Annotated in this window: 11 protein-coding genes and 3 pseudogenes; 4 read left to right on the top strand and 10 right to left on the bottom strand. The window is 59.5% G+C overall.

The window, feature by feature from the left end; translation table 11 throughout:
* Positions 1-23 precede the first annotated feature (23 nt).
* Positions 24-2,306, top strand: a complete 2,283-nt coding sequence (pflB, locus tag AB5Y86_RS10910) for a formate C-acetyltransferase (protein WP_005352571.1) — start codon at positions 24-26, stop codon at positions 2,304-2,306.
* A gap of 583 nt (positions 2,307-2,889) precedes the next feature.
* Here the strand turns inward: pflB and AB5Y86_RS10905 are convergent.
* The gene (locus AB5Y86_RS10905) at positions 2,890-3,324 is read right to left on the bottom strand and encodes a YcgN family cysteine cluster protein (protein WP_186301835.1); all 435 of its coding nucleotides are present in this window, start codon (positions 3,322-3,324) and stop codon (positions 2,890-2,892) included.
* 56 nt (positions 3,325-3,380) lie between these two features.
* Here AB5Y86_RS10905 and AB5Y86_RS10900 point away from each other — a divergent pair.
* From AB5Y86_RS10900 to AB5Y86_RS10890, 3 pseudogenes are all read left to right on the top strand, one after another.
* A pseudogene (locus AB5Y86_RS10900) lies at positions 3,381-3,614 on the top strand (IS3 family transposase); the annotation flags it as partial.
* Between the two features lie 84 nt (positions 3,615-3,698).
* Positions 3,699-4,406: pseudogene (locus tag AB5Y86_RS10895) on the top strand (leucine zipper domain-containing protein); the annotation flags it as partial.
* Positions 4,382-4,768, top strand: a pseudogene (locus tag AB5Y86_RS10890) (IS4 family transposase); the annotation flags it as partial. The pseudogenes AB5Y86_RS10895 and AB5Y86_RS10890, both read left to right, overlap by 25 nt.
* Positions 4,769-4,824: 56 nt before the next feature.
* On the opposite strand, the gene AB5Y86_RS10885 reads toward AB5Y86_RS10890, so the two are convergent.
* The 9 genes from AB5Y86_RS10885 to AB5Y86_RS10845 all read right to left on the bottom strand — a co-directional run bounded on the left by AB5Y86_RS10885 (position 4,825) and on the right by AB5Y86_RS10845 (position 16,449).
* Positions 4,825-5,421 (bottom strand): GPR1/FUN34/YaaH family transporter, encoded by a 597-nt coding sequence (locus tag AB5Y86_RS10885; RefSeq protein ID WP_005336948.1) that lies wholly within the window; start codon positions 5,419-5,421, stop codon positions 4,825-4,827.
* A gap of 223 nt (positions 5,422-5,644) precedes the next feature.
* Positions 5,645-8,647: a DUF748 domain-containing protein gene (locus AB5Y86_RS10880; RefSeq protein WP_368192854.1), complete on the bottom strand. Its 3,003-nt coding sequence runs from the start codon at positions 8,645-8,647 to the stop codon at positions 5,645-5,647.
* A gap of 52 nt (positions 8,648-8,699) precedes the next feature.
* Positions 8,700-9,461: a substrate-binding periplasmic protein gene (locus AB5Y86_RS10875; RefSeq protein WP_368192853.1), complete on the bottom strand. Its 762-nt coding sequence runs from the start codon at positions 9,459-9,461 to the stop codon at positions 8,700-8,702.
* A gap of 36 nt (positions 9,462-9,497) precedes the next feature.
* The gene (locus AB5Y86_RS10870; RefSeq protein WP_157160929.1) at positions 9,498-9,908 is read right to left on the bottom strand and encodes a MerR family DNA-binding transcriptional regulator; all 411 of its coding nucleotides are present in this window, start codon (positions 9,906-9,908) and stop codon (positions 9,498-9,500) included.
* 2 nt (positions 9,909-9,910) lie between these two features.
* A complete protein-coding gene (locus AB5Y86_RS10865; protein ID WP_064337796.1) occupies positions 9,911-10,879 on the bottom strand; it encodes a hydroxymethylglutaryl-CoA lyase in 969 nt (322 codons plus the stop codon).
* Positions 10,876-12,846, bottom strand: a complete 1,971-nt coding sequence (locus AB5Y86_RS10860; RefSeq protein ID WP_236272490.1) for a biotin carboxylase N-terminal domain-containing protein — start codon at positions 12,844-12,846, stop codon at positions 10,876-10,878. Before AB5Y86_RS10860 ends, AB5Y86_RS10865 begins: the two co-directional genes overlap by 4 nt.
* The gene (locus AB5Y86_RS10855; RefSeq protein WP_368192852.1) at positions 12,843-13,697 is read right to left on the bottom strand and encodes an enoyl-CoA hydratase-related protein; all 855 of its coding nucleotides are present in this window, start codon (positions 13,695-13,697) and stop codon (positions 12,843-12,845) included. Before AB5Y86_RS10855 ends, AB5Y86_RS10860 begins: the two co-directional genes overlap by 4 nt.
* Before the next feature lie 11 nt (positions 13,698-13,708).
* Complete coding sequence (locus tag AB5Y86_RS10850; RefSeq protein ID WP_368192850.1) at positions 13,709-15,310, bottom strand: carboxyl transferase domain-containing protein; 1,602 nt, start codon at positions 15,308-15,310, stop codon at positions 13,709-13,711.
* A complete protein-coding gene (locus AB5Y86_RS10845; protein ID WP_368192849.1) occupies positions 15,307-16,449 on the bottom strand; it encodes an isovaleryl-CoA dehydrogenase in 1,143 nt (380 codons plus the stop codon). Before AB5Y86_RS10845 ends, AB5Y86_RS10850 begins: the two co-directional genes overlap by 4 nt.
* Positions 16,450-16,477 lie beyond the last annotated feature (28 nt).

Below are 16,477 nucleotides of genomic sequence, written 5' to 3'. Positions count from 1 at the left end.
AATACCGTGTGAGGTAATGAAAAATGGCAGAACTTAACGAACAGTTCCAAAAAGCATGGGAAGGCTTCGCGGCCGGTGAATGGCAGACCTCTGTCAACACCCGTGACTTCATCCAGAAGAACTACACCCCGTATGAAGGTGACGAGTCCTTCCTGGCTGGCGCGACCGAAGCGACCACCAAGCTGTGGGACAAGGTCATGGAAGGGATCAAAATCGAGAACCGCACTCATGCGCCGGTCGATTTTGATACTGACCTGCCCTCCACCATTACCGCACACGATGCCGGTTATATCGATCAGAGCCTGGAGCAGATCGTTGGTCTGCAGACTGACAAGCCGCTGAAGCGCGCCATCATCGCCAACGGCGGTATCAAGATGGTTAAAACTTCTTGCGAAGTGTACGGTCGTCAACTGGACCCGATGGTCGAGAAGATCTTCACTGAATACCGCAAGACTCACAACCAGGGCGTGTTTGACGTTTACACCAAAGACATCCTGAACTGCCGTAAGTCTGGTGTTATCACCGGTCTGCCGGATGCCTACGGCCGTGGCCGTATCATCGGTGACTACCGTCGTGTTGCTCTGTACGGTGTTGACTTCCTGATGGCCGACAAACTGGCCCAGTTCAAGTCCCTGCAAGCTGACCTGGAAAACGGCGTCAACCTGGAAGCCACCATCCGTCTGCGCGAAGAGATCTCCGAGCAGCACCGTGCCCTGGCACAGATGAAGGTGATGGCTGCCAAGTACGGTTGCGATATCTCCGTACCGGCCAAGAACGCCAAAGAAGCCGTACAGTGGACCTACTTCGCCTACCTGGCGGCAGTCAAGTCCCAGAACGGTGCAGCCATGTCCTTCGGTCGTACCTCCAGCTTCCTGGATATCTACATCGAGCGTGACCTGCAGAAAGGCCTGATCACCGAGCAAGAAGCCCAGGAGCTGATGGACCACATGGTCATGAAGCTGCGTATGGTTCGCTTCCTGCGTACTCCGGAATACGATTCACTGTTCTCCGGCGACCCGATGTGGGCGACCGAGACCCTGGCTGGTATGGGCGTTGACGGCCGTACCCTGGTCACCAAGAACAGCTTCCGTATGCTGAACACCCTGTACACCATGGGCCCGTCCCCTGAGCCGAACCTGACCATCCTGTGGTCCGAGAAGCTGCCGGTCGGTTTCAAAAAGTACTGTGCCAAGGTATCCATCGAGACCTCTTCCGTTCAGTACGAGAACGACGATCTGATGCGTCCGGATTTCAACAACGATGACTACGCCATCGCTTGCTGTGTATCCCCGATGATCGTTGGTAAGCAGATGCAGTTCTTCGGTGCTCGTGCCAACCTGGCCAAGACCATGCTGTATGCAATCAACGGTGGTATGGACGAGAAGCTCAAGATCCAGGTCGGTCCGAAAACCGAGATGGTCAAGTCCGAGTACCTCGACTACAACGACGTAATGGATCGTCTGGACCACTTCATGGATTGGCTGGCCAAGCAATACGTTGCTGCGCTGAACATCATCCACTACATGCACGACAAGTACAGCTACGAAGCCTCTCTGATGGCGCTGCACGACCGTGACGTATATCGCACCATGGCGTGTGGTATCGCTGGTCTGTCCGTAGCCGCTGACTCCCTGTCTGCCATCAAGTACGCCAAGGTCAAGCCGATTCGTGACGAAGATGGCGTTGCCATCGACTTCGAAATTGAAGGCGAATACCCGCAGTTCGGTAACAACGACGCTCGCGTCGATGATATCGCCTGTGACCTGGTTGAGCGCTTCATGAAGAAGATTCAGAAGCTGAACACCTACCGTGGTGCTGTTGCTACCCAGTCTGTTCTGACCATCACCTCCAACGTGGTATATGGCAAGAAGACCGGTAACACCCCGGATGGCCGTCGTGCCGGTGCTCCGTTCGGCCCGGGTGCAAACCCGATGCACGGTCGTGACCAGAAAGGTGCTGTTGCTTCCCTGACTTCCGTTGCCAAGCTGCCGTTCGCTTACGCTAAAGATGGTATCTCCTATACCTTCTCCATCGTTCCGAACGCACTGGGTAAAGATATGGAAGCCCAGAAAGCCAACCTGGCTGGCCTGATGGACGGTTACTTCCACCACGAATCCAACGTAGAGGGTGGTCAGCACCTGAACGTTAACGTGATGAACCGTGAAATGCTGCTGGACGCCATGGAAAACCCGGAGAAATATCCGCAGTTGACCATCCGCGTATCCGGTTATGCCGTTCGCTTCAACTCTTTGACCAAAGAGCAACAGCAAGACGTCATCACCCGTACCTTCACTGCTTCTCTGTAATCGAGAGATAGTGAGCAAAAACCGGCGCCAAGGCGCCGGTTTTTTTATGCGTGCGATTCAGGGGGAGTAATCATCCCCTGTGAATCGCCTCCAGTTCCATCGCAACCACAACAGTTGTTACTGGGGGTATTCGAAGAGGATTAAGGGGAGGGACTCACCAGGATTGACCTAGGCCCCGTCTGTAATGCGATTATGCTTTATTCGCGCTCTAAGGGGATAGGCGGTTGCTTTACCTGCCATTGCATCAGTGTTGCTATGGCTCGTGGAACAGCTGATCAGGTTTAAGGGGTGAACAGAGGCGCCATCGTGGGTATCAAGCAATACCCATAAGCCTGTGACTATGGAATCATGCTCTGCCTCTGCCTCTGCCTCTGCCTCTGCCTCTGCCTCTGCCTCTGCCTCTGCCTCTGCCTCTGCCTCTGCCTCTGCCTCTGCCTCTGCCTCTGCCTCTCTCAATGTGCAGTTGGGAGGGGGTCTGGTTTAGCCAGCCAGATATGTGTGAAGCTACAAACCCTGCTTGCAGAAACAACAAGGGCTGCACATTGTGCAGCCCTTACCTCTGGAGAATAGCGGGTTGAGCGTGTCAGCTGGCCCAGGTGATGATGTGATCGATCCATTCACCGGCCTGATCCTCGTGAATGACTTTGCCACGGACGGATTGACCAGCCTGATGCATCGCGGAACGACTGCCGGTCAGCAGAGGATGCCACTCTGGAAGAACGTCACCTTCAGACAGCAGGCGATATGCGCAGGTTGAGGGGAGCCAGTCATATTCGGTGATCTTGTCATGGGTGATCTGCAGACAGTCAGGCTCTTTTTTGAAACGATTGGCGTAATCAGAGCACTGACAGGTCTTGGTGTTAAGCAAATTGCAGGCGACATTGGTGAAAACCAGTTCGTCGGTATCTTCATCGATCAGCTTGTTGAGGCAGCATTTTCCGCAACCATCGCAGAGGGATTCCCATTCGGATTCAGTCATCTGCTGCAGACTCTTGGTCTGCCAAAAGGGGGCTTGCATCATACCGCTCACTTATTACACCTGATAAAACGCGTGGTTATACCCCTTGTTACCCAGTATTTCAAGGGGCGCTTTTTCAATGGCTCCAGTGGAAGCTGATCAAAAAGAATATTTATGCGACAAGGGGGGAAGCTTGCTGCAACGTATTTGATTATATCGAGATGTATTACAACCTAATCAGGTTTCATGGTTCCGATGATGGGCTGTCGCCGGCTGAGTTTGAAAGCAGTTCAATGTTCAACAATCATGTGTCTAGAAAACTTGGGACGATTCAGTATGGCCCCCGCTAGGTGTGCTCTCTTTGTAGGTTGTTCACTCGGGGCATTCCCGGAGAATTGGAGGCTCCAACCAAACCAATCATCCGATGAGTCCCAGTGAGCAATCATAAAAATGCCCGATTAAGCGTCTTTGGTCGACAACTTCTTGTCCAGCGTATCCTTCAACAGGGTCTGTGCTTTGAAGAAGCCGCTCATGCTGCCGGCGTTAGAACCGGCACCGCTTACAAGTGGCTCACTCGATATCGCTAGGAGGGGCCCTATGGCTTGTACAATCGCTCTTCTCGACCCGCATTTCGCCCCCATGCCATTGATGACCTGGGCCAACAGAGGTGTATCGAACTGCACAGACAGCGACAGATCTATCGGCACATCAGCCAATCTCTGGGCATAGGGCACAGTTCAGTCGCTCGTATCCTGCAAAGAATGGGACTGACTCGACTGGCTAATCTGGAACCTGCCCCTTCAGTACAACGCTATGAACATGAGAAACCGGAAGACTTGCTGCATCTGGACATCAGAAGGTTGGGGCGTTTCCATCGGGCGACTGGTGACCGCTGCCAGGACTCTCCGGGGGCAGGATGGGAGTATGTGCATGTGGCGGTTGATGACCACTCCCGTGTGGCATTGGTTTCATTCAGCTACTCACTGACAATGGCGCCTGTTATCGGGCGACACGCTTCCAGAAGCTCGGTCGTTGCTTGGGACTCAAGCACCTGCAAACCTTACACACCCCAAAGGAATGGCAAAGCAGAGCGCTTCATTCAGACAGCGTTGCGTGAATCGAATTGGGCTATCGGGAGATCAAGCACAGACTGGCTCTTCGTAGCAAGAAGGCGATGGGGATACGACAGGAGTTATTGGGCGTGCTGTTGGCGTACAACCTACTGCGCAGTCAGATGGTGAAGATGGCGGTGAGTCTGAAGGGATACACGTCGAGCCAGCTGAGTTGTTACATGTCATCGGCGTACCTCATCCATGAGCTGAGCTGCATACCGTACCTGTTACCGGGGAGTATCCCGAAGCGGGTGGCATAGCTGGAGAAGCAGGTGGGGCCGTTTGTCCTGCCGCCTGCACGAAGGAAACGAAGTTACCTCCGCTGAGTGAAGCCCAGACCACAGAAATGCAGTGTAAAAAAAGCCAATAAAAACAATGCCAGTCAGGCTTAATTGACTGGCATTAGGCACCCTCGGGTGCCTTTTTCACAATCTGAATGGCTTGCCTATTAGGCAGCGGCTTTCAGCTGTACGGCGGCGGCTTTCTTGTGATCGCCGATCGGCATCACGGTGCGGCCGAACTGCTCGTTGATCACGGTGGCCATGGCCAGGTAGATGGCGCTGGCGCCACAGATGATGCCTTCGAAACCGGCGATGGTGCCGATCAGGGTGCTGCCGGTGAAGTCACGGGCGGCCAGCAGGAAGAACAGCACGGTCAGGGAGGCGAACACGAACTGCTTGGCGCGCGGGTAGTTGATGGTGCCAACCAGCATGAACAGGGTGAACATGCCCCACATCAGCAGATACCAACCCATGTAGGCGTGCGGAGTGGCTTCGGCCAGACCCATGGTCGGCATGATCAGCAGGAACACCAGGCTCAGCCAGAACAGGCCGTAGGAGGTGAACGCGGTCACACCGAAGGTGTTGCCACGCTTGTACTCCATGATGCCAGCGATGATCTGGGCGATGCCGCCGTAGCACAGGCCCATGGCCAGGATCATGGCGCTGATGGGGAAGAAACCTGCGTTATGGATGTTCAGCAGGATGGTGGTCATACCGAAACCCATCAGACCCAGAGGGGCAGGGTTGGCCAATTTTTCGCTCACGTGGCGTTCTCCAAAAATAGAGGTGGGGTTAACAAAAGACGCGCGATTTTAGGCAGGCTGTGGCGCGCCCGCAAGGGGGCAAGGGGGATAAATCGTAAAAAAACTACGTGATTATTTGCATCAGAGGCCAAATGCTCACCAAGACAGGCTGTTTGGTGAGCAAAAGGTGTCAAAATAGTTGAGGGGTTGTATTTTTATTACGCATTTGCGCAGTGCGGCGGCCTTACTGATCCAGTGTCAGGATCACTTTGGCTTCCTTGTCCTCTTCCTTGACCTGGCTGTCGAGCACGAACAGCCGCTCCGGGGCGATCCCCTGGCTGTCGACCAGAAACTCCTTGGTATTTTGCGCCCGGCGCATGGCGAGATTGCGCAGGGATTTGGCGGTGATGAGCTGCTGATCCCGCAGCAGGATCACCGCCTGGGCCCGCAGTGCCGCGCTCTCTTCATCCAGATGGAGCCGATCGGCCAGATCATCCAGATCTTCGCCAAAGCGCTCTTCATAGGCTTGGGCCAGCGCCTCTTGCAGGGCGGGGTCCTGTTCCAGCAGGTCGAGATCCGCCTGATTGCCGGTGAGCTTGGCCAGTACCCGTTCCAGCTTTTGCCGTTGCAGGATGGGGCGCTCCTCGTTGAAGTTGACCTTGCCGCGAATGTTCATGCTGAGCTTGGGTCTATCCTTGAGGGCCTGCGCCAGCTTGACCAGTTTCTCCTGCTGGGTGGGGGTGAGATCGGGATCCCCCGGCAGGAAGGGAAGTTCGTCGAGATCTTCGGTGCCATCGGCCAGCGAGGCGAGCAGGGAGAAGGGGGAGGTGATCGCCTTGCTCAGGGTGTTGCCCAGCACATCCCAGAAGATATTGCTGATGCTGAAGTCAGGTTGATCGAGATCGCCCTTCACCTTGAGGTTCATCTGTATCACCCCGTTGGCATCGCTCAGCAGGGCGATGGCCAGCCCCAGCGGCAGATCCTTGGCCTGATCGCTCTTGATCTTCTCGCCCAGTTGCAGCTTCTTGATGGTGATGTCGTTATCCCCCTCCAGCCGATTGCCCTCCAGCTTGTAATGCAGCTTCATGGAGAGCTGCCCCTTGTCGATGGCATAACCGGCATAGGTGCCCGAATAGGGGGTGAAGGTGGTGAGCTCCAGATTGTGGAAAGCGACCGCGATGTCGAGGATCGGGTTGGCGACCAGCAGGTTGGTACCGCCGCGAATGGTCACTGGCGCATAGCGATCCACCTTGCCGTTGAAGGCGAGATCAGAGCGTTGCCCCGGAATATTGCTGATATGGCGACTCTGGCCGCCCAGCGAGGCGATATCGGCCACAAAATCCTGACTCAGACTGCGGTCGGCAAAGCGCAGGTTGCCCTGCTCGGTGCGCAGCTGGTCGATGGTGAAACGAAAATCGGGAGCCTTGCTGCCAGCCGTCGCGTGAGGGCTGTTGGTTGCCGCCGGTTGTGGCAACAGCAGCTGTTGCAGGTTGGTGGTGCCATCTTCGTTGATCTCGATGCGGGCGAAGGGCTTGTTCAGGGCAATGTCCTTGATCCGCATCTGCTGGCTGATGCCGTCGTACGTCAGACCGGTGAGAGCTAGGGTGTTGAACTCCAGCAACCGCTGATTGTCTGCCCGATCGACCACCTTGAGCCCGTTGACATCGAGCCCTCCCTGCAGGGTCAGCTTGCTCAGATCTCCCTGGGCGGTGGTGGCGAGATCAAGTCTGGTCTTGCTGCTCAGCAGCCCGTTTTGCACCTTAATGCGTACCAGATCGGCCAGATAGGGCTGTGCCAGCGTCAGGGGCAGCCCCTGCTGGTTGATGTCGCCGCTTAAGGTGAAAGGAGTCAGGGTCAGTTGGCCATCAAAGGCGAGGGGGCTGCTCTGGTTGAACTGGGTGGCCAGAGTCAGTTTGCTCGGTTGCTCCACCTCGCTGCCCAGTGGCCCCAGCGCCAGCTTGAGGCCGGAGAGCTGGCGTGCCTGCGGTTTGCCGCTGCTCGATTCGGTGAGGGTGAGATCGCCCTTGTCGATAAGGATCTGCTTGATCTGCCACTGCCAGGGTTTGTCTGGCACATGTTTCTTGCCGTTACCGGCTGTCTTTGCTTGTTGTGCCGATTTGGGCGCCGCATTGCTGGCCACCTCGTTTGCGGCGTGGGCCCCTTTGACGGGCTTAGCGGGGGCCTGTTCAATCAGCAAGTCAGCCAGATCCAGCTCCTGCTGTGGGTTGAGGGTGGCCTTGAGCAGGGGCTGTTGCAGGGTCACCTTGCCGATCTGGAGCGACTGTTTCTGGCCATCGACTGCCAATTCGCTCAGGGCCAGCTGGCCGAAGCGGGCAAATTCGTCGCCCTTGTGTTTTTTAAGCTGCCAGTTGTCCAGGGTCAGCTTGCCTTTGGACAATTGCCACAGCACTCCTTGCTTGCCCTCTTTAAGCTGGTATTCCACCTCTGCATTGGCGTGGCCCTTGGCCAGATCCAGCTTGAGATAGGGTGCCCAGAGCGGGGCGAAGGGTTTCAGGTCGACCTGCTTGAGGCTCACCTTACCCTGACCCATGCCGCTCATCACATCGAGCTTGCCGTGAGCGGCGAGGCTGCTTTTGCCGTTGATGGCGGTGCTCAGCTGATAGGCGGTCGGATGGTTTGCCTCGGTGCGCAGGTTATCGAGCTTGAGGGTCACTTTTTCCAGATTGAGGGGCGGCAACCAGCCGGGTTCGCTCTCCTTGCGTTGATCCTGATAGCGCACATGGCCGTCAGTGACCGCGATGCTGGCGATGTCGACCAGTAGCGGGGCGCTGGCTGTCTCGGGCTCGGGGGAGGGCGCAGGGGCGAGCAGGGTGGCCAGCGCATCGGTCAGATTGAGTCGAACATCCCCCTTTTTGTCTGCCAGCCGTTGCAACTGCACCACGGGGTTGGTCAGGGTGACGGCGGAAAGCACGACCCCTTTCTGCTGCCAGCTGGCTTGCAGGTCGGGGGTGATAAAGAGCTGCTCAAAACGGACGATAGGCTGCTGTTTGGCATCGAGCAGGGCGGTCGCGCCGAGGGTGAGAGATGGGTTGCGTACTCCTACGTCAATCTCCCCCAGCGTCAGTTGCAGGCCATAGTGCTCGGCCAGCCAGCCGGGCAGATAGCGCTGGATCAGACGGGGGGTTTGCCACAGCAGCAGAGTGATCAGGATAAGAAGCAGCAGAAAAGCGTAGGCAAGGTAGCGCAGCAAGCGGAGCTTGGGGGACGCGGGCTCGGTGGTGTTCATTTGGTGCACTCCCATTTGGTTCCCGCCATGGTACAGAAAAGCTGGATAGTAATCATGGGGTTGCGTGCTGTTGTACGCCGTACTTTGTCCAAAGGCGATCCAGTTCCCCCTTTTTTTGCAGCGCTGCGAGCCACTGTTCCAGCTGGGCAGGGGTAATGGGGGCCGCAGGGTGAAGGATGGCGCGGTGCTGATACTGTTGATCCCATTTTTGCGAGATCAGCAGCTGGTCGGCGGTGTCGGGATGGGCCAGCAGATACTGGTTAAGGTAGGAAACGTTGAGAATGGCTACCTCGCCACGCTCTTTGAGCAGGGCTTGCAGGGCGCTGATGTTGTCCTTGACCAGGGTGATATTGAGCTTGCGCTGCAGGTAGAGGGGATCAGCATTGAACTGGCCGACGCCGTAGTGGTAGCCGGTCACCCCGATAAGATGATGCCGAGAGGGGTCATCGAAAAAGCGCTGATCCCGGCCCGTTTTGTTCAGGGCCACATAGACCTCACCACCACCGAGAAAGGGGGCTGTTATCTTGAATTTATCTGTGTCCCAGCCCCACTTGGTGTCTTCAAACAGCATCAGCGAGAAACGGCCCAGATCGAGCGCCTTGTAACGGTTGGCGGCCGAGGTGGGAACAAACACGAATCTTACCTCGTGCTGGATCTCGTTTAGCTTGGCGATGAGGTCCAGCGTCAGCCCTTCATAGCGGGAATCGGAGAGTTTGACCACAAAGGGGGCATAGGGGTATCCGCCAACCTTGATGAGGGGATGGCTCCAGCCAGAGAGGCTGAACAAGAGCAAAAACCAGCACCAATATCTCATGGGATCCCCAGGGCAATAGCTTGCTCCCAGATTCGGTTAATCTGCGCCAGTTTTCAAGCTGTTAAGGGAATTAACACAGCGCTGTTCGGCGGCCTCCAGCTCGGCCATCACCATCTGGATATCCTCCAGTTGCTGGCGCAGGGCGCCGCGTTTTGCCTCGATCAGCTGGATCATGGAGTGGAGCTGGGTTTTGCTCGATTTGTCGGTGTCGTACATATCGAACAGCTCGCGGATCTCGGCCAAGCTAAACCCCAGCCGTTTGCCGCGCAGGGTCAACTTGAGCCGGATCTTGTCCCGATGGCTGTAGATGCGGGTTTGCCCCTCCCGCAGCGGGGTGAGCAGCCCCTCATCCTCGTAGTAGCGGATGGTGCGCGGCGTGACATCGAACTCGTGGGCCAGCTCCGAAATGCTGTAGGTGATCTCCTTGCCGGGCAGGGAACGGGGCATGGTCATGACTCCTGTTGCTGGGCGTGTGGCTGGCAGAGGCGGGCACGCAGCCGCTCGGCATTGGCGTGCAGGGCCTGACCGACCCGCGAGCCGTTGGGGCGAGCGAGCTGCTCGCTCACCCACTGGCCGGTGGCCGCCAGTTTGTCGAGATCCACCCCCGTCGTCATGCCAAGGCCGTGCAGCAGGTAGACCACCTCTTCTGACGCCACATTGCCGGAGGCGCCCGGCGCATAGGGGCAGCCGCCAAGCCCCGCCACCGAGCAGTCGATGGTGCGAATGCCACGCTCCAGCGCGGGTAGCAGGTTGGCCAAGCCCTGACCGTAGGTGTCGTGGAAATGGACCGCGAGTCGACCCGCCGGGATCTCGTGCAGCACCGCATCCAGCATGGGCGCCACCGTGCCCGGGGTGCCGACGCCGATGGTGTCCCCCAGCGAAATTTCGTGGCAACCGAGATCCAGCAGTTGCTCGGCCATGGCGGCGACCCGTTTCGGGCGGGTCGGGCCATCGAACGGGCAGGCGATGACGGTGGAGAGGTAGCCGCGCACCTTGATGCCGAGGCGGCGGGCCTCCTGCACCAGCGGGGCGAAGCGCACCAGCGACTCCTCCACGCTGATACCGATATTGGCGCGGGTAAAACCGTCGGAGCAGGCGGTGAAGAGGCCAATTTCGTCGGCGCGGGCGGCAATGGCAGCCTGCAAGCCTTGCAGATTGGGTACCAGAGCGCCGTAACGGGTTGAGCCCTTGCGCGGCAGTGCCTCGAACAGCGCTGCGGAGTCCGCCATCTGCGGCACTTTTTTGGCAGAGACAAAGGCTCCCACCTCGATGCGTTGCAGGCCGCTGTCGGTAAGGCGCTGGATCAGCTCCAGCCGCTGTACCAAGGAGAGGGGCGCAGCTTCATTTTGCAGGCCATCTCGCGGCCCCATCTCTACCAGACTGACCCTGTCGTCACGGACGTCCTGTGATCGGTTCATGGGTGATCCTCCTGTGTGGCAATCTCTTCGGCAAAGCGCACCAGCACGGTTCCCTGGCTTACCTGCTCGCCCTGTTTGCACTGCAGGGCTTCAATTACCCCGTCCCGCTCTGCACGCAACTGGTGTTCCATCTTCATCGCCTCCAGCACCAGCAGGGGTTGCCCCTTGCTGACTGTTTGCCCCTGCTCGATCAGCACGGCTACCACTATGCCGTGCATGGGGGCGATGGCGCCCTGCGCCTTCTCGTTTGTCTGATCATGATGGTGGCTGTGCTGCCGATCATCGGCCGCGAAACGGATGCGCTGCCCCGCCAGGGTCATGATGAAGGTTGCCTCCGAGCCTGCGACCGTCTGAATGGGGATCTGTTGCCAGCAGCCACCCTGCTGCAGCCGGATATTATCGTCACCTCTCTGGTAGCAATGAGTCTCCCCTTGCCACTCAAACTGGCCGCCATGATCGTGAAGGGTCAATACCCGGTGCTCATCACCGATGCGCACCGCCGCTGTCCAGCAGCGATCCGGCCCCAGCCGAAATCCGCAGGCTTGCTGCCAGGGGGAGGTGCCCGCAGGGCGGCTCGCCAGCCAGAGGGCGGCCAGCGGCCAGGCAAGTTCAGGAATGGGCTGCGCTGTGGTAGGGATGGGCCACTGGGTATGGTGGCCCATGGCCAGGACGTCAGGCTCTTCACACAGGCGCAGCAGCAGAGGACCGTTGTGCACCAGCGGGCCGAGATCCAGCGCCGCCAGCGCATCTGCCAGTTTGGCGAGCGCCTCGGTGCGGTTCTGGCCGTGGGCGATCAGCTTGGCGATCATGGGATCGTAATAGGGGCTGACCTCATCGCCAACGGTAACGCCGGTGTCGATGCGCACGCCAACGGGCCAGTGGAGCCAGTGGATAGGCCCGCTGGCAGGCAGAAAACCGGCCGCCACATCCTCAGCGTAGAGGCGCGCCTCCACCGCATGGCCGCGCAGCACCACTTCCTCCTGGGTGAGTGGCAGCGGCTTGCCTTCGGCCACGGCCAGTTGCCAGGCCACCAGATCCTGCCCGGTTACCGCTTCGGTGACTGGATGCTCTACCTGCAGCCGGGTGTTCATCTCCATAAAGAAGAACTCATCCTTGCAGAGCAGGAACTCGATGGTGCCGGCCCCCTGATAGTGGATGGCTTTGGCTGCGGCCACGGCTGCCTCCCCCATGGCGCGGCGCAGAGCCGGAGGGATGTCGGGGGCGGGCGCCTCTTCGATCACCTTCTGATGGCGTCGCTGCAAGGAGCAGTCCCTGTCCCCCAGATAGATGGCGTTGCCTAGGCTATCGGCAAAGACCTGTACTTCCACATGGCGAGCCTGGGGCAGATAGCGCTCCAGCAGCACCAGATCGTCACCAAAGGCGGCCTTGGCTTCCCGTTTGACTGCCGCCAGCGACTCGTCAAAGTCGGCCAGCTGATCGACCCGACGCATCCCCTTGCCACCGCCGCCACTGGCTGCCTTGATAAGTAGCGGGAAGCCAATCTGGCTCGCCTGATCGCGCAAGAAGTCCTGCCGCTGATCCGTGCCGTGATAGCCGGGCAGTACAGGTACACCGGCCGCCTGCATCAGCGCCTTGGCCCCCGATTTGTCGCCCATGGCGAGAATGGCGGCGCCGCTTGGGCCGACAAAGCGCAGGCCGCGCTGTTCGCAGGCGGTGGCAAAATCGCTGTTTTCCGACAGAAAACCGTAACCGGGATGGATGGCATCGGCGTGCGCCTCTTTGGCAATCTTCAGCACCTTGCCGGTGTCGAGATAGCTCTCTCTGGCCGGTGCGGGCCCCAGATGCCAGGCCTCATCGGCCAGGTGGGTGTGCATGGCGTGGGCGTCGGCATCGGAGTAGAGGGCGATGGTGTGAATGCCGAGGCGTTTCGCCGTCTTGATGATGCGCACGGCGATTTCGCCGCGATTGGCAATCAGCAGGCGTTTAATCTGAGTGTGATGGGTCATGTCTCATCCTTGAAACGGGGACGCCAGGCGGGAGGGCGTTTGTCAAAGAAGGCCTGCATCCCCTCCTGGGCTTCGAGTCCCACCCGAACCCGGGCAATGGTCTCGACAGTTTTCTCTTCGTGCAGGCGGGAAGGATGGGCCTCTATCGCCGCCAGCAGCCGTTTGGTCTCTTTCATCGCTTCCGGCCCGTTGCGGCACAGACGAAGGGCCTGCGCCCGTCCCTCCGCCAGCAGTTGATCCGGTTGGCAGAGTTGGTGTGCCACATTGAGCCGACAGGCGGTAATGGCATCGAACGGCTCGGCACTGAGCATGTAGCGGCGCGCCTGACGCATTCCCATGGCACGTACCACGTAGGGGCTGATCACCGCAGGTACCAAGCCCAGGCTCACCTCGGAGAGACAGAAGCGGGCATCATCGCTGGCCAGCACCAGATCGCAAGCGCAGATGAGGCCCAGTGCCCCGCCATAGGCGGCCCCCTGCACCAGCGCTACCGTGGGGAAGGGGAGCTCGTCGAGGGTCTGCATCAGCCGCGCCAATACCCGGGCATCTTCGCGATTGTGCTCAAAATCGGCGTGAGCCAGATTGCGCATCCAGTTGAGATCGGCACCCGCGCAAAAGTGTTTGCCCTCTGCCCGCAGCAGCAAAGCATGAGGACGTTCGGCGAGATCATGACCATGGAGATGGGCCAGATCATCGAGGCAGTCGAGCAGCCCCAGCATCAGGTCGGCATCAAAGGCGTTGTGGCGGGCCGGGCGCGACAGCACCAGCTCGGCCAGCGGGCCGTGCCGCTCCAGCCGAAATGGGCCCTGTGTTGAAGAGCCAAGTGCTGAGGAAGTAAGTGGATCTGACATCGTTTTGCTCCTTACATCCGAAAGATGCCGTACTGCTCGGGTTCAATGCGGGCACCCTGACAGGCGGCGAGCGCCAGCGCCAGCACGGTGCGGCTCTGGGCCGGGTCGATGACGCCGTCATCCCAGAGGCGGGCGCTGGCGTAGTAGGGGTGACCCTGCCGCTCATACTGCTCGATCACCGGGGCACGGATGGCGGCCGCCTCCTGCTCGCTCAAATCTTTGCCCTCGGCAGCCAGCTTGTCCCGACGCACCTGCACCAGCACCCCGGCAGCTTGTTCGCCACCCATGACAGAGATACGGCTGTTGGGCCAGCTAAAGAGAAAATCGGGCTCATAAGCGCGGCCACACATGCCGTAGTTGCCGGCACCAAAGCTGCCGCCGACGATCAGGGTGATCTTTGGCACCCGGCTGCAGGCCACTGCGGTGACCAGCTTGGCGCCGTGCTTGGCGATCCCCTCTTTTTCTGCGCTACTCCCCACCATAAAACCGGTGATGTTCTGCAAAAAGAGCAACGGGATGGCACGCCGGTTACAGAGTTGGATAAAGTGGGCCCCCTTCTGGGCACTGTCGCTGTGCAGCACGCCGTTGTTGGCGAGGAGCCCCACTTCCATGCCGCAAATACGGGCAAAGCCGGTCACCAGAGTGGTGCCAAACAGCGCCTTGAATTCGTCAAAGTCAGAGCTATCCACCAGTCGTGCAATCAGTTCGCGGGCGTCGTAAGGGCGTTTGAGACTGGTGCCCACCAGACCGTAGAGCTCCTCTATGGGGTAGCAGGGGGGCTCGTAGCCGGGGCTGCTCTCTATCGGCTCGTTACCCAGATGAGTAACCAGCGTGCGGGCGATGGCCAGCGCATGGGCATCGTCACGGGCCATATGATCAGCAACTCCCGAGTGGGCGCAGTGTACCTCGGCGCCGCCCAAGGCCTCGGCGCTGATCTCCTCGCCGGTGGCGGCCTTGACCAGCGGCGGACCCGCCAGAAAGATGGTGGCCTGCTCCCTGACCATGATGGATTCATCAGCCATGGCGGGCACGTAGGCGCCGCCAGCGGTGCAGAGCCCCATCACCACCGCCAGTTGAGGGATGTTTTGGGCCGACATGCGGGCCTGGTTGTAGAAGATGCGGCCAAAGTGATCCCGGTCGGGGAACACCTCGTCCTGCATCGGCAAGAAGGCGCCTCCGGAATCCACCAGATAGAGGCAGGGGAGACGCAGCCGCTCGGCGATGGTCTGGGCGCGCAGGTGTTTTTTCACCGTGAGCGGGTAGTAGGTACCACCCTTCACGGTGGCGTCGTTCACCACCAGCATGCAGAGCCTGCCCGAGACCCGGCCGATGCCGGTGATGATACCGGCGGCGGGTACCGGCTCGTCATAGACCTGCCAGCCAGCCAGCGCCGAGAGTTCGAGAAACGGGGAGCCCGGGTCCAGCAGCTGATTGATGCGCTCGCGGGGTAGCAGCTTGCCACGGGCCTGATGGCGGGCGTTGTTGGTCGCGCCGCCCCCTTGCGCGATCTCGGCAATGCGGATATGGAGATCGTCGACCAGCCCCTGCATGGCGGTCCGATTAGCCGCATATTCCGGGCTCGCCGTGTCGAGGCGGGAGTGGATACGACTCATGCATTTTCTCCCATCAGCTCGCGGCCGATGAGCCAGCGGCGGATCTCCGAGGTGCCGGCGCCGATCTCGTAGAGTTTGGCGTCCCGCAGTAGGCGGCCAGTGGGGTATTCGTTGATGTAACCGTTGCCGCCGAGCAGCTGGATAGCGTCGAGGGCTATCTGGGTGGCGTTTTCGGCGGCAAACAGGATGGCTGCGGCGCAATCTTTACGGCTTGTGCGACCCTGATCGCAGGCGCTCGCCACCGAGTAGACCAGCGCCCGGCTGCTGGCGAGGCGGGTATACATGTCGGCGAGCTTGCCCTGCACCAGCTGGAACTCGCCGATGGCTTGACCAAACTGCTTGCGCTCACGCACATAGGGCAGCACTACATCCATGCAGGCCTGCATGATGCCAAGGGGGCCCGCCGCCAGCACCACCCGCTCGTAATCGAGCCCGCTCATCAGCACCTTGACCCCGCCGTGCAGCGCGCCCAGCAGGTTTTCCTGCGGCACTCGGCAGTTGTCGAACACCAGCTCGCAGGTGCTGGAGCCGCGCATCCCCAGCTTGTCGAGCTTCTGGGCGGTAGAAAAACCGGGAGTGCCGGCTTCAACGATAAAGGCAGAAATTCCTTTGGGGCCCGCACTGGTATCTGTCTTGGCATAGATGACGAAGGTGTCGGCATCGGGTCCGTTGGTGATCCACATCTTGTTGCCGTTCAGCACGAAGTGATCGCCCTCGCGCTCCGCGGTCAGGCGCATGCTGACCACATCGGACCCGGCTCCCGGCTCGCTCATGGCCAGTGCCCCCACATGCTCGCCGCTCACCAGCGGGGGGAGGTAGCGTGCTTTTTGCTCCGCCGTGCCGTGGCGGTGGATCTGGTTGATGCAGAGGTTGGAGTGGGCGCCGTAGGAGAGGCCGACCGAGGCGCTGGCGCGGCTCACCTGCTCCATCACCAGCACGTGGGCGAGATAGCCGAGGTTCACCCCGTCATACTCCTCCGCCACCGTGATGCCGTGCAGCCCCAGCTCACCCATCCGGGGCCAGAGATCACGGGGAAAGGCGTTGCTCTGATCGATCTCGCTGGCGCGCGGGGCGATCACTTTCTGGCAGAAGGCCGCAACCTGTTCGGTCAGGGCATTCAGGGTCTCATCCATCTGCATCCATGCTCTCCTTGCGGATATGACAGTC

Source organism: Aeromonas sp. s8, assembly GCF_040907785.1.
GTDB classification, from domain to species: Bacteria; Pseudomonadota; Gammaproteobacteria; order Enterobacterales; family Aeromonadaceae; genus Aeromonas; species Aeromonas veronii.
The sequence above is the reverse complement of the archived record's forward strand: the minus strand, read 5'-3'. Positions and strand labels throughout refer to the sequence as shown.

Bases quoted from the DNA above. Each gene is read 5' to 3' on its own strand.
- AB5Y86_RS10905 (WP_186301835.1), bottom strand. From the start codon at position 3,324: ATGCAAGCCCCCTTTTGGCAGACCAAGAGTCTGCAGCAGATGACTGAA.
- AB5Y86_RS10855 (WP_368192852.1), bottom strand. From the start codon at position 13,697: ATGTCAGATCCACTTACTTCCTCAGCACTTGGCTCTTCAACACAGGGC.
- AB5Y86_RS10850 (WP_368192850.1), bottom strand. From the start codon at position 15,310: ATGAGTCGTATCCACTCCCGCCTCGACACGGCGAGCCCGGAATATGCG.
- AB5Y86_RS10875 (WP_368192853.1), bottom strand. From the start codon at position 9,461: ATGAGATATTGGTGCTGGTTTTTGCTCTTGTTCAGCCTCTCTGGCTGG.
- AB5Y86_RS10870 (WP_157160929.1), bottom strand. From the start codon at position 9,908: ATGCCCCGTTCCCTGCCCGGCAAGGAGATCACCTACAGCATTTCGGAG.
- pflB (WP_005352571.1), top strand. From the start codon at position 24: ATGGCAGAACTTAACGAACAGTTCCAAAAAGCATGGGAAGGCTTCGCG.
- AB5Y86_RS10865 (WP_064337796.1), bottom strand. From the start codon at position 10,879: ATGAACCGATCACAGGACGTCCGTGACGACAGGGTCAGTCTGGTAGAG.
- AB5Y86_RS10845 (WP_368192849.1), bottom strand. From the start codon at position 16,449: ATGCAGATGGATGAGACCCTGAATGCCCTGACCGAACAGGTTGCGGCC.
- AB5Y86_RS10860 (WP_236272490.1), bottom strand. From the start codon at position 12,846: ATGACCCATCACACTCAGATTAAACGCCTGCTGATTGCCAATCGCGGC.
- AB5Y86_RS10880 (WP_368192854.1), bottom strand. From the start codon at position 8,647: ATGAACACCACCGAGCCCGCGTCCCCCAAGCTCCGCTTGCTGCGCTAC.